Source organism: Dulcicalothrix desertica PCC 7102 (assembly GCF_003991905.1).
Taxonomy (GTDB): Bacteria; Cyanobacteriota; Cyanobacteriia; order Cyanobacteriales; family Nostocaceae; genus Dulcicalothrix; species Dulcicalothrix desertica.
In genome coordinates this window covers 236639-252138 of the sequence record NZ_RSCL01000008.1, presented here as the reverse complement: position 1 = coordinate 252138, position 15500 = coordinate 236639, and the positions used below count along the sequence as shown (strand labels likewise).

Genomic DNA, 15500 nt, shown 5'->3' with positions numbered 1-15500 from the left:
AAATTGTTAAGAAGTTATGTTTTTAGATTATTTTATATTGATTGTGGAGGGACGGGCAGGATGCCCATTCCACAAGCATTTCACAGGAGTTTACCAAAATGCATTAAATTATTCTTGTTGCTTTGTTCACATATACTATGACAAACGTCGAAATTAAGACTGAGCATGTTAAAATACCTAACAATGGCTTGGAAATTGATGCTTATATCGCTCAACCAGCTAGTACAGGAACTTATGGAGCGGTTGTAGTCATTCAAGAAATCTTTGGAGTTAACAGTCATATTCGGGATGTGACGGAACGAATTGCTAAACAAGGGTATGTGGTAATAGCACCTGCGATGTTTCAACGTGTTGCTCCCGGTTTTGATGTTGGGTACTCTCAAGAAGACATGCAGCTTGGTTTTCAGTATATGCAGCAAACTAAGGCGCCGGAGATAATGAGCGATATTCAAGCTACTATTGCTTATCTTAAAACTTTACCCAATGTAAAAGCTTCGGGAATAGGCGCCATTGGTTTTTGTTTTGGTGGTCACGTTGCTTACCTAGCTGCAACATTACCCGATATTAAAGCTGCGGCTTCATTCTACGGTGGCGGAATTGCTACATCGGGTCTTGGTGCTGAAACCCCGACAATTAACAGAACTTCAGAAATAAAGGGCGCCGTTTATGCATTTTTTGGCACAAAAGATTCCTTTATTCCACAAGAGCAAAATCAGCAAATCGAGGCAGAATTAAAGAAACACCATATAAATCATGGTGTTTTTCGGTACGATGCAGACCACGGATTTTTCTGCGACCAGCGCGCAAGTTACAATTCAGAAGCTGCTGCCGATGCTTGGCAACATGTATTAGAACTTTTCCAAAATAACTTAAACTAAACTCTTGTAAACTCTTGTGGAACGGCTGTCCCCAGCCGTCTCCTAAAATACATATAAAAAAAAATATTTCCAATTCTTTTACAAACAGAGAACATCTTTTTAACAGTACCTAAAAATCCTCATACAGATAGAAGTTTAGAATTGAAGCGAGAGATATATTAAAACCTAAAAAGAGAGGTACACTAATGGCAAGAGAAGTTACAGATACAGATAGTATCACTTGGTCATGCGTTCAAGCTTATGCAGGATTATCTGATAACGAGGAAAATAGCGATGCTGCTAAAGTTAGTGGTGAAGATGATACATACTGGGTTGTTTGTACTCCAAGTGGTGGCGCCAAGTCAGCACGAATTAAGCTATCAGGTGATTGGGAAAATTCATATTCAGATGAGGAGTTATTAGACCAAATTAAGCAAGAACTATAGCCAGCAGTTTAATATTTATAAGACTTATAGAGTTGTATATAAAAGCGTTAGCTACGTGGTGCCTTGAAAAAACTTAAACGATGGAACGTTCGCGACGAAAACCATGTGCAGCATCATGAAGTTCTATTTCAAGAATACTTGCTAGTATTCAGCGTGCGAGGAGCATGACTTAACTGTAGTATTATAGTATATATGTTTAGAATCTTGGTAATATGACTGAATTGCTTGAAAGCGCGATTGCTAGGTTGAAAGCTTTGCCAGAAAACGAGCAGAATGCTATTGCTACGATAATTATGGAAGAACTTGAGGACGAAACTAAGTGGGATGAAGCATTTTCACGTTCTAAGGATGGTTTGGCTAAACTTGCCGCTGAAGCAATGGCTGAATATCATGCTGGAAAAGCTATTGAGTTAGACCCAGAAACATTGTGAAGTCACGCACAACAATTAAATTCCGTCAGAGTTTTGCTGCACTTCCAGAGCAAGTTCAAAAACAAACACGGCAAGCATACCGTCAATTTAAAAAAGACCCAAGTCATCCAAGTTTACGCTTTAAAAAAGTACATCCAGAATTACCTATTTACTCCGCTCGAATTAGTAAAAGTTATCGAGCAGTTGGACAGTTAGAAGGTGATACTGTGATATGGTTTTGGGTTGGTTCGCACGCAGAATATGAATATTTATTATCGTTGTTGTAAAGCATATTAAAACAGGCAGGATGCCTGTTTCACAAGAGTCTGTCTTGTGGGATGGGCATCCTTGCCCGTCCTCTTATCCCCGCATCTTGCCTGTCCGTCACAACATTTCGATTTACAACAATTATTAATTTTTGATTGTTTCATTAGTTTGAATAAGTTTTGGAGGATAAGAAACATAAGTTCTTTTACTTTTCTTCTCGCTCTCTTTAATATCTTTGTAAATCGCCCATAAGTCGTAATTAAATTTAGCGGCATGGGCTTCTCGGATTTGTCTTATTTCTTCTATAATTGAGTCTTCTTTCATTGGTTTAAACCTCTAATAGTTCCTCTGGTGTACAAATTGCGACTGGTTCATAATGTTAAATGCTTCTCTACAATTTTCCCACCAGTTTCGTGTAGTCTGTTGGTGTCCCGCGATAATTACATCACGGCTAGGACGAGAAGTTAAATAACTAATTACCGAAGTTTCTACATAACTTTGGCTTTCATAAGACAACTTACTATTTTTACAATCCAATTATTATGTACTAGTGAGAACATATATTTGCAAGTCGAATACAAAAAAATTTACGATAGCGTATTTTGCTTGAGTTTCTCTTTGATTCGTTTTACTTGCTCTTGGAATTCTGCTCCCTTTTCTGGGTTGACCATTGCGACAAAATCTGCAAATCCTGTAATTGCAGCAATGGTGTTGGAAGTGTTGCCCCAATGTTTGCCTTCTATACCAGATTTCTCGATTTGATATAAGGTCGCGCGGAACCTGTTTAGTGTTTTTCTACAAACGCTAGGTTTCTCGTTAACTACTACACCTGTAACTTCTTGTTGGTTGTATTTTCTTTGGATTCGAGTTTTATCTTGGTTTATTGTAAAACCTTCGTGAGTGACGATGGATTCTGTACGTCGGAGAATGTTACAGATAGAGTTGAGGCTGTCACCAGAGGCAGAAAAGGTTAAATCATCAGCGTAGCGAGTATAAGCAAAACCTAATTTTTCTGCCATTTCTGTTAGGCGACGGTCTAAACGACGACAGAGCAAGTTAGAAATGGCTGGACTGGCTGGTGAACCTTGGGGAAGGAACCTGTCACCGACCGCAACATAATAATTTTGACCATCTAATTCTAGTTCTTCGACTTCAGCAGCAGTACATATTAAAGCAAAAATAGTTGCTGCGGCGCCTGAATAACCAAAGGAACGGAATAGTCCTTTGACTCTTTTGTAAGATATAGAGGGGAAAAAGTCTTTTAAGTCAAAGTTAATTATTACTTCAGCACCTACATGAGGAGTTGCGTTGGAAACAATGGAACGTTCGCGACGAAAACCATGTGCAGCATCATGAAGTTCTAATTTTTCAAGAATACTTGCTAATATCCAGTGCTGTGCTTGCTTTAATTGTGGCATTGGTGCCGATATGATACGTTCTCCCCCTGTTTTTTTGGGCATTTTGAAGCGAATGTAGTGGGAGACTGTGGAAGTTTTACGGTTAAATGCTAAGAAGCGTAGTTTACCAACAGTGATCTCCATTGCTGCTGCTATTTGTTCAGCAGTATTACAAACTGGTAATGAGAGTGAGTTTAATCTTTCTTCATTACCTTCGGTATTGTTTAAATCACCCGAAACATCTTCACCAAGGTAAAGAATTTCTTTTTCTTTTCTTTGTCTCCAGGCTTCTGCACGTTCTTGGCGTTCTCGTTCTTGGCGTTCTTTGGTTTCCTGACGCCTGCGACGTGATTCTTCTAAGCGCTTCTTTAAAGATAGTTCACGCAGTAGTTTCTCATTTTGGAGTTTTGAGCTTTGTCTTCCTAGTTCGTTTATTTCTCGTTGAATTTCCAGCTGGCGCCGAGTATCTTCTTCTGAACCTTGTGGTGAATCACCTTGCCAAAAACCGTAGCGTTGCATGTCTTCGAGAATGAATTTTTCCCTGCCAACTTTGCTGATGTATTGGTATAACTCTTCTCGGTTACGGGGCTGGTCGCTCATATTATGCAGTAGAGACACTAATATTTAATGCTTTCAGCTTAACTTTAAGATTTAACAAATGTCAGGATTATTTGTATAAAAAATTACGCACATCTGCTAGTTTGTAAACCCCTTCGTAAATCACCCGAGACTAGACAGTTTTACTCAGCGGAGCCACCCACAAGCATTATACCAAGATTGCTAGTCTCGGGTGCTGTTAGGATTTAGCCATTTAGAGTCGTCGGTTTTACAGAAACCAAACCGCGACACTGGGTGGCGGAGCGCCGTAAAGAACTGGCTAGTGAAGCATGTATAGACTCAGCGCAAGGACGATGATACATCGTCCGGATTGCAAGGTTAATACTTACGACTAGCTGCTGTGCGCGAACTTTTATTTTTTTGTATTTATAGCTTAATCGCAATCTAGTGATTTTGGGAAGAGGGTAAGCTAAAAATTTACAGAAACCGGGTTTCTTTTCGTTTTGTTTTAAGATTATTGTGTTCAGTGATGAAGAAACCCGGTTTCTTTAGACTGGCGCCTAAATTGCATTCGTAGCGCTAGCATGTGTTCACATGGGCCTTTGTAAAGTTTGTGGTGTTTATACCAACTGCAAGTGCATTCACCTTGTGCAATACGCTCATCTTTGTCGATAGTCAGAGATGGGGTGTAAGTTTTGCCTTTACCTCTGACACGACCTTTTAAGGTTAATATGCTGTCTTGCTCGTTAATAGATGCGACTTTGACAGCGTTTTGTGCTAAAAAACGTGTAGCTTTTTCTTCTCGTTCGTTGGCAAAGCGCAAGCGCTGTATTGGTAAAGGTTCGCGGCTAAGTTCTCGGACTCTATACACCTGTTTGTTTAAGTCATAAATTACTCTACCTGCTTGTGTATAAGCACTTAGACCTCCCATTAATGTTGTACGACTAATACCCAAGCGTTGTGAAAGACTGTCTATATCTTCTACCCAATTTTCTCGCAGTGCATTAAAAATAGTTCTTTGTGTCCACTCATCAACATCTAGACGCGGCGCCATTAAGTCAAAGTTACCAGCACCCGCCCAGTCATTGGCAGTCCATCCTGATAAACCCAAGGTAAAGGACATATCACCCAGGTCGGCAACATAAAATGATGGCATACCTGTACCCAGTAGATGAACAGTAAACTTGTTCGCTACAGGAATAAGACGTTCGAGAATGTTCAGACGACGGCGTCCCCATATACGAATAGTTTGAGCATCACCAAAATAAGGCGAACGGTGACAAACTACCTCTATGTTCCACGGTTCAAAGACTATTCGCACGGGTTCACCTGGTTTGAGGTGGTAGCAGATACTGCGTGGCCCTTGTTTTTCTTTATGGCGCCGTAGGATAAAACATATATTATGGATATCCATTGGATGCAAGTCGAACCGCGTTGCTGGTAGACACATTGCCGAACTTACTTGTAGAAAACCTCTGACCCAGCTATCGGGTAAGTCTATTTTGACTTCTTTATAGGTGTCTTCGTTTGTGGTCTGAACTTCAAAGCCTGAAGGGTCAACTTGTAGCTGTGTTGTTTTGTAGCTGCGGATTTTTTGAAATTCATTGTACAGTGATGCTGAATAATCTACGTTTGTTGTTCCACAGGCAAATTCATTTATGTTCTTGAAGATTTCGTAACTGGCGCCTAAACGACCGTAGCTTGATTCATCAACGCTAAAGCACTCAAAAAATACTTCATCGGGGTGAACGGTAATTACAGGGTCAAAAATGTACAAAATATCGCTTTTTTGTTCATATAAGTACTTGCGGTAACGATTTTGAGCTTCATAGTAACTAGCCCAACGTTTGTAATTACGCTTTGTTATTTCGCTAGACTCGGCTTGTAGTTGTTGGATTCTATCTACTATATCTTGGCGTAGTGTTGTAACTAGTTGCCAGTCTATTTGGTCTTGTTTTGCTCGCCATTCTTTATATGCGGTTTTGTCTTTTGCTTTGAAGCGTAGGTCTGATACTACTACGTCGTGTAAAGCCATAATGGCTTCACGAAAGGCTATGTTTTGACGTAGTTCACCTATGAAGTATGTGGGTGGACGCTTTGTGTCGGGGGAGAAGGACATTTGAGTATTACTGCCGTTTTGCACTATTTCTGTGCTTTTTTTATAGCTATAGTTAAATTCCATATGTTTAAAAAGATTATTTACCACAAAGGCACAAAGGACACAAAGAAGGAAGAAAGAAAGTTATTTGCTTCTTGTTTCAGTTACGATTTTTAAATTAAATGGTAGAGATATATGAGGAAATTTTTTACGAATCTTTAACATAATTTGTATTGTCATCGATTTATTTCCTATTGCTATAGTTGCTGATTGTCGTGACATTATTTCTGCCACAATAGTTGCGGCAGCTTCACTCTTTTGTACTTCTGATTCTAAGAAGGCGAAAATTCTCTTTTTTACTATACTACCACGATTTACAAGAGATAATACACGTATAAAAAATGGCATTAATTCACGTAGCCTTTCTGGATTGTTTACTGCGTATTCTTCTAAAAAGTTGCTAGCAAATAGCTGCATATCTGCTGATGTATGTTCGCTAAATTTGAGAAGGTATTCTTGTCCTTGTTGGGTGTGGAAGTTTTGAGTTACTAAATCTCGTCCTAGTTGCTGTACATCTTCTCGAACGCTATCACAGATAGCTATTACAACTTCTGGTACAATTTCTTCTGGCGCCAAATTTTGGGTAAATACTCTGAATGCAAACTCTCGTGAGTCATCCCATTTGGAGTCTAGCAAGCGTACAGTTGCTAGCATGTCTTGAGAATCCGCACGTAAACGGTTTAATATTTGTGATAATATCTGTGTTGCGGCTTGGCGGACTGTAAAAATTTCGTGGTTAGCAAGTTTTACAATTTCACTGGTTGCTAGCTCTGGTATTAAAGCTTGACAATTTTCATGCAGTAATATACCTCCTAGCTCTTGAGCATGTGGATACTTTGCGTGCAGAAGTTTAAAAATGGTTTCTTTATTAACACTTGATGTCCATCCTTGTAAGTCTTTTAATAGTAAGCTTTGTAAATAAATATGAACTCCTTGATGTTTTTCTGGGATGAGTAAAATTTCAATTAAATCTGAAGCAAGTTGAATCTTGAAGCTTGGGTAAGTTGAAGCCAAATATCGAATAGTTGGTTTGATGGCATTACGAATTGCTGGACTGACATTTGTTGCCATGACGACAATTAAGCTTCTATGTTCTCCAATCAGGTTTTCGTAAGGTAAAGCACTAAATAACCTTAGACCTATTACCCGGACTCGTTCATGCGATGATTCTAAGACATTGACTATTAATTGTGCTGGAAAGGCGCCTATTTCATGATTCAATAAAATGCGGGCGCCTAATTCTTGAATGATTGCCAGTGGGTGTGTAATTAACTTTTGAATGGTATTTAATGGTAGACTGCGTAACTGAAGTGTAAAGTTAATTAATAAAACAGCCATCAGGTCTTTGGCTGTGTTGTGTTGATATTCAGGTATTGCTGAAGATTTAATTGAAAGCAATTTAGCAATAATTGTTTCAATAAATACAAGTGCTACACTGTTTGAAATAATACTGTTGTTTAGTATATTACGAGCTAACTTGCGAGTTTCTACATACTCGCTTGTAATTAACTTAGGTATAAAAGTATTGTCTTGTAAGAAGCTATCTCGCCTTTTGCTAATTAGTCGTAAAGCTTGAGCGCGCACGTTGTCATCAATACAATTTGCAAGTGCTATAATTAACTCATTATTAGGCTCGGTATAATTATATTTTTTCCTTGTTACCTCAAAAGCAAATTGCACTGTAGTTAAATAAGGCTTTTTAACTAATTCAATAATAGTATTTATATTGATGTAGTCTAAAAAGTTAGACGAAGCGTTTAAAGCTTTGACTGCGAAATTGTGAACAGGACGACAATTACTTTCTAAAAGCAATTTAACTAATATACTTGGATTTTGTTCCCAAAGCTGTGGGAAAGCTTCTTCTCGCTGTAAGTGTATTACTTCCCCAGATATCTTATAGGCTTCTCGACATGACCAAGCGTGTGCATTAGATTTTAGTTCATAGCGTAGACTGTTCTTGTACAGAATATGATTAAAGGTTATATAGCGTGCGTATATGTCCCAAACACGCTGATATTCGATAAATTGATTCTCAAAAATTTGTTGCTCAGAAGGTAGTCTGCGCTTGAAAGTAGACTCTTTTACAGGTTCTGCATCTGCATCAGAATATTGAAGTAAAATTGTGGCTGCTATTCTTACATAGTCTGGGTCGCCATCTTCACCTAGTTTTGTGAGAGTACGCCACAGACGCCGCAAAAAGTAATCACGAGTTTTTGTGCTGTAAGCAAGCTTTGAGTCGGGACGTTTGAGTTCTTCGGCAACTTCATCTTTAGTTACTTCCTTTGTACTCTTCGTTTGCGAGTCCCAATACAAACCAGATTTTCTGAGAAATTTATCTCCTACCACCTCAATAGTCCTCTTTCGACTGGAAAACATTGGTGAATGCTTGTCGAAGCGGTAAGCCAGAATAGCGAATACTTCAGCATCACGACGGTATTCGGCAATTTTAAAAATATGTCGTATTCGCTGGAAATAATTAGGTGCGAAAGGTGCGCTACGTAATATATTTAACAACGCTGGACGCACGTATTCATTATCTACTTGATAGATAGGATCGAGAACAGCAAAATTTTGATAATCTCCACTTTCTAAATATGAGCTGAGTGATTTTGCAAATGACTCTGAAGAACCAACGCGCGCTAAAGATAACAACTCTGGAGGTAAACTTTCTATTTTTTGAGCCTGTAAATTCGCTTTTGTGGCATCGTCTGCTAGCTTTAATAATGCTTCAAAAGCAATGCGTCGAACAAAATCAGGTGTTGCTGAGTTTTGATGTAACTGAGTGACGAATGGTATTGCTTCACTGGCGCCACACCATCCTAACGCCCAAGCTATGCAGTAATCTCTTAAAGGGGTGCCTGTTCCAAGAAGATTGATAAGTAGTGGTGTAGCTTCTTTCATTTTAAGCTCACCTGCGCGCCATATTGCCCTTTCTAAGTTGCATTTATTGGGCTGATTATCTGCTAGACGGTTAATAACTGCTTGCTTTTGTGGGTCATCTACTATTATGGGTTGAGTTAAATCAAATTTATTTAAGTTATTTTCTGCAACGTTTTCTACGTAACCCTTTTTTTGCTTCTGTTCGATTAATTTATCAAATACTTTCTGCGCTTCTTCTAAAGGTACAGCTTGAACGGTCTTTGTACCCTCCTTTAAATTCGCACCGTGTTTGCTGTAGCGAAAGTTAACCACATAACGCTGGTTCGCTATTTGACATAAGTCAACTTCGTAAACTCGATTAGATGTACCCTCTTGGTGATGCAGCGTTGTGCGTTTAACCAGCTTCATAAGGATTTTGGACTACTGATAAACCGTTATGAATACTATTTTGACTTATACAGAGAAAAATAGTCAGATGGTAATTATACGGACTTCAGCTTCTTTTTGGAAACTTTAAATAACTGCGAGGAGCATGAATTAACGGTAGTACTATATATGTTTAGAGTCTTGGTAATATGACTGAATTGCTTGAAAGCACGATTGCTAGGACATTCCTTTGGGGGAAGTGTCGGATTGTCAGCAATTTCGGACGTTTGTTTGCCTCGTTTCTGTTCAACACAAGCAAGTTTACCTACTGAAGTTGCAGCAGGCGCCTTCTATGCCACAGGTTTAGCGTGCGTCTCTATATAGTAAAAGTGCTTAATATAGAGATGGCGCCATTTTTTATAGTATTAAGTTATGAGTGAATCACAACCTCCATTACCAAAGCCACAATTAGAACCATCTGGTATTACATCTGAACAGTATTTGGAATTTACCCCTGAAAAACTTGAATTTTACGACGGTTACTTAGGCTATGGGTGTCAAGAGCAAACAGCTTTTCAATTAGCTGTGTTAACAAATATGGGGTTAATTAAAGCGCTACAGCATACGAAATCATCGTTATGGATAGAAGTTTTAGAGTATTATCTACAAGAAAAGTTAGAAACTATTAATAATGAACCGGAAGTAAAAGAAGCAATGTTTAATCGATTAAACCGCGCGCTGTATGATTTAAGAGTTGTAGCAGAGTTTTTAGAATCAGAAAATAATTAAATTATTTTTTAGCTTTGTTTTGGGCTTTTATTCCTTATGTAATTTTGTCTCGTTTGTATTGTTCAGACAAAATATGCTGGTCAATTAGGCGGTCATTCATTGTTGGAAGACCTTGCCGATATTTATCTGTTTGGTCAACGACTTTGTTGTTTTTGGTTTGGTCGTAGGCGCCTTGATCTATCGCGCTTTCTTGCATATTGTTTAAACTTGCCATTGCGTTTTTATAATCAGGATGTTTTTTATCTCCAGGTCTGACTTTGTGCTTTGCTTTGTTATCTGTAAGCTTTTTAAAAGCATTGTCTGCTTCTTTCTTATTATTTCCATAGGTTGCAGCATTATCTAAGCCATTTTCGCTGTAATCAACTTTCTGTTTCCTATATTGGCTTTCTATACCCACTCCTGAATGGAAAGGAAGATTGCCGCCTATAATATCTTGGGTGTCCCCTATAAAGTCATTAAAGACGTGATCTCCCTGCATTCTGCGCTCTTGTTCTGGCGGTTTTTATTTGTTGAGCTTTTTTTTCGGCGCCAGTTGGACAGGTTGCTCTATATGTAGTTTTGGTGGTACTGTTGTAATATATGAAACACTAGTTGAGTGCGTCCGATTCAAATTATGTCCGTATTTCTCCGCTCGTATGAAAGATGTATTCAAGTCAGGTACTGCTTGTGACGCTTTTTTTGCCTCCACTGTAAACGGTCGTGATTGAAACATGGACTGCCCTGAAGTGGTTGACAAATGCTATGAGTGAGTGTGTAGTCCTTCCGTCATAACAATCCTAACTTGAATTAAAAAACAATTGATAAATAAGAGTAAAAATCACGCTCAAGTAAGCTCTCTTACTTTATCCTAATAACTTATAGGTAACAACGACACTAATTTATGCCTAAGTTTTTATATACACACTTATGCTTTTGTATAAAATTTACATGTTGTTTCTAGCTTTTGACTCAGTATAGAAGGTTTTAAAAGCATGAGCATAAACAATAGTTTATATTTAGATAAATATATATAGAGTAAGGGGTTGAGGTTATTCTTTGAAGAAACCACGTTCCTTAGATATTTTTTCAGATAACGGATTGAACAGGGGAAACCTCGACAACTAGAACTCCCTCTTGTTCACGAAGTGTCTCCGAAGGAGAAAAAAACGGCACCTCCACCTCCACCACCAGGCACCCAGTTAAGTTTATTCCCCGATACCAAATTCCGCGCGCGGCGCCAAGAAGATTTATTAATGGATGCTGACGCATTACAACGGTGGAAAATCAAATAATTGACTATCAACAACAAGCGCGTACATGTAAACCATCTGAACAAGTAGCATTATTTGACCTGGCGCCATCCCATTGCGCTCCGGAACGTATCGACCCATTGCAGTTGCAAATGCAATCGATGGCTTTTTACAGGATGCCTGTCAATACTGCTCGGTTAAGAAAATTCAATAAACCCCAAAACCTTGTAGAGACGCGTTCACGGAGTGTACCGCAGGTAAATTTCGCGTCTCTACATCTCCGAAATCACGAAAAAAATCCTTAACCGAGCAGTATTGGGATGCCTGTAGATTATCCAGGAGAAGCTTGTTTGTATTTTGTAATTGATTCGGCGCGGGGGCTAATCCTAGGGTGTTTACTTTGTGGAAAACGGGCGCCTAAAAGTTCATACAGTTTTTGTGTCTAAAATAAAAGCTCTGAAATCCTTATTTTATAAGCTTTTAGAGCGCTTTGTTATGAAACACGCATTATGCGTGAGTAAAAATTGCCCAAAAACCCTCAAAGTCAACACCCTAGGCTAATCCTCTATATTGGAGAACTTGCCGCAGTAACAAGCGTTGGAAAGGGGTTCACTATTGTAAAGAATATATAGCTTCTTATATTATAAGTACAAGTTGAAAACTGCTGTCAATATTGCGTTTTGGTGGGAGACTCCTCAAAGACGGGAATGGCGCCAGGATTTAGAGCAGTATTTGATACTCAAATGGAAGGCGCCGTTTAATAAGGAGAATTGGGCTAAGTGGGGACAACCATTCGGCAAGATAATTTAAATGTACTAAGTCATCGTGCTGTATAAATATAATAAAGTTGGATACTGGATAATAAAGTTGGAAACTGAATAATAAAGTTGGAAACTCAAACATGAAGTTTTTTGAAGACTGGCTCAAGCATTTGCACTACCATACCTGAAATAGCCATCATTGAGTAAATAATATTTATACTATAGCTGTAAACTCATATCGTGAGGATGTTATACGATATTTCCTAGGGTTATCTCACTGCATAAGTTAATTTACTCGATACCTAATTAAATGTATAGAAGAGGTAAAAACATCTTCTTGTAAAATAAATTTACGTTTATTAGGGAAATATCATGAAATCCGAAAAATTACAACAGTTACAATCCGAAAACTATTTAACTATACCTCAAATTAGTGAAGGTAATAATGAGCAAGAACTTGAAGGAAGGGAATTAATGGAAGCAAAATCGTCTGAACTTCATAGTGAACAGATACAAGAAGTTTTACAAGAAAGTATAAAACCTGAGATTAATTCCAAAAGCAACCAATGCATAACAATCAAACCTTGCCCAACAACTGGCAGTCCTCAAGGATGCTTAGTATGCTTTTAACTAGTACACTATACACTATATAGGAAATTTTAATCAAAGTTTAAATAATTTTTAAGTATGTAGGATGGGCTATTGCTTATCCTACATGTTTATAATGTAGAAGTTTTACGTGCCATATCGTTCTAAAATGTAGCAATATAATTAACTATCATCAAGTTAACGTAAAGGGTAGGCATCCGTATGTAGATTGATGATTGTTAGTCAGGCATGTATAATTATGAACAACATTTTCAGTAGCGGCTTGAGATTTTTAGGTATAATTTGTTGTGGGGTAATAGCTTTAAGAGAAAACTTTGCTGTTGCTCAAGTCATTCCGGATACTACTCTACCTAATAATTCGCGTGTAGAGAGTATTAATAATAGTAAAATTATCAATGGAGGAACTCAAGTTGAAAGTAATTTATTTCATAGTTTTGAAGAATTTTCTATCCCTATCAAAAATAGAGTTTATTTTAACAATCAGCTAGATATTCAAAATATTATTAGTCGAGTAACGGGTTCTAAAATTTCTAATATTGATGGACTAATTAAAGCAAACGGCGCTGCTAATTTGTTTTTTATTAATCCGAATGGTATTGTTTTTGGTAATAACGCCGAATTAAATATTGGCGGGTCATTTATAGCAAGTACAGCGTCAAGTCTCAACTTTGCCGATGGTAGTAAGTTTAGCGCTACAGATACTAAATTCCAACAAGTACTAAAAGTAAGTGTTCCAGAAGGTTTACAATTTGGAACAATCGCGAATCCTATCTATTTAACATCTCAAGCAAGTCCAGATAGCAAAACGAACAGCTTAGGTTATGCAGTTGGTCTACAAGTTGAACCAGGCAAAACCTTAGCACTTGTTGGCGGTGATATAATACTAAGTGGTGGTAATTTAACAGCACCAGGGGGAAGAATTGAGTTATTAAGTGTAGGTAGTGATAGTAATGTAAGTTTGCACTTCTCCAGAAAGGGTTGGTATGCCGGACACGAAGGTATTCAAAATTTCCAAGACATCCAAATAAGCGAGCGAACTAAAATCCCATCGTTTTTAGATGCCAGTGGTTCTGGTGGCGGTAGTATTCAGCTTACAGGAAGGAACATACTAATTAATGGTGATTCAAGTATTTTTACTACAACGTTAGGCTCTGATGAAGGAGGAAATTTAAGCGTGACTGCAACAGAGCTTGTAGAACTTATTAGTAACGGTGGTAAGTCCTTGCAAGTTGGAACAGAGAGCATGGGAAACGCCCCTTCCTTAACGATTACAACTAAAAAACTTGTTATTAAAGATGGAGCGCAAGTAGAAACTTATAGTAATGGTTTGGGGTCGGGAGGGCGATTAACAATAAACGCTGACTATTCTGTGGAACTCTGGCGTGGTTATTCTTTTAAATATATAAGTATAGATCGTGATTTATTTATACCCAGTGCTATTTTAAGTTCAGCTTACACTACTGGGAATGCTGGAGAGGTAATAATTAATACCTTTTTGCTAAGTATTCACGATGGGGCAAGGGTATCAACTTCTTCACCAGGACTGTATCTAGCGACTTCTAACCAATATATACCAGCTAGTGGACAAGGGGGAAATTTAACTGTAAATGCTAGAGATTCTATAGAACTGGCTGGTGGATTTTATGGTAAAAATAATTCTACAGTTAGTGGTTTATTTACTTCGACTCAAGGAACTGGAAATGCTGGAAACTTGGAGCTTAATACACAGCGATTAATTGTGCGCGATAGAGCCTCCGTGAATGTTAGCAGTGAGGTTACGAATAATTCTATTTACTCTTCAACTGATGTAAACAATATCGGTTCATCTGGCGCCCTTAAAGTCCAAGCTAGTTCGATAATTTTAGATAACCAAGGCAAACTCATATCTGAATCTGTCTCTGGTAGGGGCGGTAATATAAATTTACAAATACATGACTTATTACTAATGCGTAGAGGTAGTCAAATACCAGCATCGGCAGGTAAGTTAGAGACTCCTGGAGATGGTGGCAATATTACTATTGATGTCCCTACTGGCTTTATTGTGGCGCCACCTCAAGAAAACAATGATATTACAGCGAATGCGTTTAGCGGTAGTGGTGGCAAAGTTCAAATCAATGCAATTAGTCTTTTTGGTACGGCGCCAAGAAGTCGAGAAGACTTAGTGAGAAAATTAAAAATTAACAATGGTACAAACCCAAGTGTACTTGACCCAGATTCGCTACCAACAAGCGATATCACAGCTATTTCCCAGGAAAATCCAACATTGAATGGTATTGTAAATATTAATACTTTAGATGATAGTATTAACCGCACACCTATTAATTTATCCACTAAGCTAGTTGAGCAGAAACTTAGCCAAAGCTGTAGAACCGATGTATTAATAAATCAAAGCCAGTTCGTCATCACTGGACGTGGTGGACTCCCTATTAATCCGTTAGAACCAATTAGAAGTAGTACTATCTTAGAACCTGATTGGGTGTCAGTTGAGAGAGGTGATAGTGAAAGTCGGCAAGATTTTCTTCATTATGCACCGGGCAAAATAAACATAGATTCTTCGCGCGACCCTATGAAAATTGTGGAAGCTATTGGTTGGGTGCGGTCTTCTAAAGGAGATTTGTACTTAGTTGCTAACACGCCTTTTACAAAAACTAATACACCTAGATTTCAATCTGTATCTTGTAGGAGAGATTGAAGTATTTGTAAAGCATACTTGAACAGGCAGGATGCCTGTTCCACAAGAGTTTTTCTTGTGGGATGGGCATCCTTGCCCGTC

At 38.3% G+C, this 15500-nt stretch carries 17 protein-coding genes; 11 read left to right on the top strand and 6 right to left on the bottom strand.

Annotated features, from left to right (window positions below; all coding sequences use genetic code 11):
- The first annotated feature begins 137 nt into the window (after nt 1–137).
- The 4 genes from DSM106972_RS18625 to DSM106972_RS18610 all read left to right on the top strand — a co-directional run bounded on the left by DSM106972_RS18625 (nt 138) and on the right by DSM106972_RS18610 (nt 2000).
- Nucleotides 138–878, top strand: a complete 741-nt coding sequence (locus DSM106972_RS18625) for a dienelactone hydrolase family protein (protein WP_127082101.1) — start codon at nt 138–140, stop codon at nt 876–878.
- A 185-nt stretch (nt 879–1063) separates the two neighbouring features.
- Nucleotides 1064–1303, top strand: a complete 240-nt coding sequence (locus DSM106972_RS18620) for a hypothetical protein (protein WP_127082100.1) — start codon at nt 1064–1066, stop codon at nt 1301–1303.
- 212 nt (nt 1304–1515) lie between these two features.
- Nucleotides 1516–1734, top strand: coding sequence for a hypothetical protein (locus tag DSM106972_RS18615; RefSeq protein WP_127082099.1), 219 nt, complete (start codon nt 1516–1518; stop codon nt 1732–1734).
- Nucleotides 1731–2000: a ParE family toxin-like protein gene (locus DSM106972_RS18610; protein WP_127082098.1), complete on the top strand. Its 270-nt coding sequence runs from the start codon at nt 1731–1733 to the stop codon at nt 1998–2000. The genes DSM106972_RS18615 and DSM106972_RS18610 overlap by 4 nt, the downstream gene beginning before the upstream one ends.
- Nucleotides 2001–2124: 124 nt before the next feature.
- Here the strand turns inward: DSM106972_RS18610 and DSM106972_RS18605 are convergent, their stop codons facing one another.
- The 4 genes from DSM106972_RS18605 to DSM106972_RS18585 form a co-directional block, all read right to left on the bottom strand.
- The gene (locus DSM106972_RS18605) at nt 2125–2304 is read right to left on the bottom strand and encodes a hypothetical protein (protein WP_127082097.1); all 180 of its coding nucleotides are present in this window, start codon (nt 2302–2304) and stop codon (nt 2125–2127) included.
- 263 nt (nt 2305–2567) lie between these two features.
- A complete protein-coding gene (locus tag DSM106972_RS18595; protein ID WP_127082096.1) occupies nt 2568–3977 on the bottom strand; it encodes a reverse transcriptase family protein in 1410 nt (469 codons plus the stop codon).
- Between the two features lie 481 nt (nt 3978–4458).
- Nucleotides 4459–6117, bottom strand: a complete 1659-nt coding sequence (locus DSM106972_RS18590; RefSeq protein ID WP_127082095.1) for an SWIM zinc finger family protein — start codon at nt 6115–6117, stop codon at nt 4459–4461.
- 60 nt (nt 6118–6177) lie between these two features.
- Nucleotides 6178–9381 carry a WGR domain-containing protein gene (locus tag DSM106972_RS18585; protein WP_127082094.1) on the bottom strand — a complete coding sequence of 1068 codons (3204 nt, stop codon included), beginning with the start codon at nt 9379–9381 and terminating at the stop codon, nt 6178–6180.
- A gap of 180 nt (nt 9382–9561) precedes the next feature.
- Here DSM106972_RS18585 and DSM106972_RS18580 point away from each other — a divergent pair, with 180 nt between their 5' ends.
- The gene (locus DSM106972_RS18580) at nt 9562–9723 is read left to right on the top strand and encodes a hypothetical protein (protein WP_233787126.1); all 162 of its coding nucleotides are present in this window, start codon (nt 9562–9564) and stop codon (nt 9721–9723) included.
- Nucleotides 9724–9771: 48 nt separating this feature from the next.
- A complete protein-coding gene (locus tag DSM106972_RS18575; RefSeq protein WP_127082093.1) occupies nt 9772–10128 on the top strand; it encodes a hypothetical protein in 357 nt (118 codons plus the stop codon).
- 34 nt (nt 10129–10162) lie between these two features.
- Here the strand turns inward: DSM106972_RS18575 and DSM106972_RS18570 are convergent, their stop codons facing one another.
- Nucleotides 10163–10606 (bottom strand): hypothetical protein, encoded by a 444-nt coding sequence (locus tag DSM106972_RS18570; protein ID WP_127082092.1) that lies wholly within the window; start codon nt 10604–10606, stop codon nt 10163–10165.
- 24 nt (nt 10607–10630) lie between these two features.
- On the bottom strand, nt 10631–10840 hold the full coding sequence (locus tag DSM106972_RS18565) for a hypothetical protein (RefSeq protein ID WP_127082091.1): 210 nt from the start codon (nt 10838–10840) through the stop codon (nt 10631–10633).
- A gap of 412 nt (nt 10841–11252) precedes the next feature.
- Here DSM106972_RS18565 and DSM106972_RS51420 point away from each other — a divergent pair, with 412 nt between their 5' ends.
- The 5 genes from DSM106972_RS51420 (at nt 11253) to DSM106972_RS18545 (ending at nt 15419) form a co-directional block, all read left to right on the top strand.
- Nucleotides 11253–11399 (top strand): hypothetical protein, encoded by a 147-nt coding sequence (locus tag DSM106972_RS51420; RefSeq protein ID WP_158632841.1) that lies wholly within the window; start codon nt 11253–11255, stop codon nt 11397–11399.
- Complete coding sequence (locus DSM106972_RS18560; RefSeq protein ID WP_127082090.1) at nt 11384–11662, top strand: hypothetical protein; 279 nt, start codon at nt 11384–11386, stop codon at nt 11660–11662. The genes DSM106972_RS51420 and DSM106972_RS18560 overlap by 16 nt, the downstream gene beginning before the upstream one ends.
- Before the next feature lie 349 nt (nt 11663–12011).
- A complete protein-coding gene (locus DSM106972_RS18555; RefSeq protein WP_325052197.1) occupies nt 12012–12167 on the top strand; it encodes a hypothetical protein in 156 nt (51 codons plus the stop codon).
- A 323-nt stretch (nt 12168–12490) separates the two neighbouring features.
- On the top strand, nt 12491–12748 hold the full coding sequence (locus DSM106972_RS18550; RefSeq protein WP_127082089.1) for a hypothetical protein: 258 nt from the start codon (nt 12491–12493) through the stop codon (nt 12746–12748).
- Between the two features lie 217 nt (nt 12749–12965).
- The gene (locus DSM106972_RS18545) at nt 12966–15419 is read left to right on the top strand and encodes a two-partner secretion domain-containing protein (RefSeq protein WP_127082088.1); all 2454 of its coding nucleotides are present in this window, start codon (nt 12966–12968) and stop codon (nt 15417–15419) included.
- The last annotated feature ends 81 nt before the right edge of the window (nt 15420–15500 follow it).

Bases quoted from the DNA above. Each gene is read 5' to 3' on its own strand.
- DSM106972_RS18615 (WP_127082099.1), top strand. From the start codon at position 1,516: ATGACTGAATTGCTTGAAAGCGCGATTGCTAGGTTGAAAGCTTTGCCA.
- DSM106972_RS18565 (WP_127082091.1), bottom strand. From the start codon at position 10,840: ATGTTTCAATCACGACCGTTTACAGTGGAGGCAAAAAAAGCGTCACAA.
- DSM106972_RS18590 (WP_127082095.1), bottom strand. From the start codon at position 6,117: ATGGAATTTAACTATAGCTATAAAAAAAGCACAGAAATAGTGCAAAAC.
- DSM106972_RS18550 (WP_127082089.1), top strand. From the start codon at position 12,491: ATGAAATCCGAAAAATTACAACAGTTACAATCCGAAAACTATTTAACT.
- DSM106972_RS18570 (WP_127082092.1), bottom strand. From the start codon at position 10,606: ATGCAGGGAGATCACGTCTTTAATGACTTTATAGGGGACACCCAAGAT.
- DSM106972_RS18595 (WP_127082096.1), bottom strand. From the start codon at position 3,977: ATGAGCGACCAGCCCCGTAACCGAGAAGAGTTATACCAATACATCAGC.
- DSM106972_RS18545 (WP_127082088.1), top strand. From the start codon at position 12,966: ATGAACAACATTTTCAGTAGCGGCTTGAGATTTTTAGGTATAATTTGT.
- DSM106972_RS18605 (WP_127082097.1), bottom strand. From the start codon at position 2,304: ATGAAAGAAGACTCAATTATAGAAGAAATAAGACAAATCCGAGAAGCC.
- DSM106972_RS18625 (WP_127082101.1), top strand. From the start codon at position 138: ATGACAAACGTCGAAATTAAGACTGAGCATGTTAAAATACCTAACAAT.
- DSM106972_RS18620 (WP_127082100.1), top strand. From the start codon at position 1,064: ATGGCAAGAGAAGTTACAGATACAGATAGTATCACTTGGTCATGCGTT.
- DSM106972_RS18585 (WP_127082094.1), bottom strand. From the start codon at position 9,381: ATGAAGCTGGTTAAACGCACAACGCTGCATCACCAAGAGGGTACATCT.
- DSM106972_RS18575 (WP_127082093.1), top strand. From the start codon at position 9,772: ATGAGTGAATCACAACCTCCATTACCAAAGCCACAATTAGAACCATCT.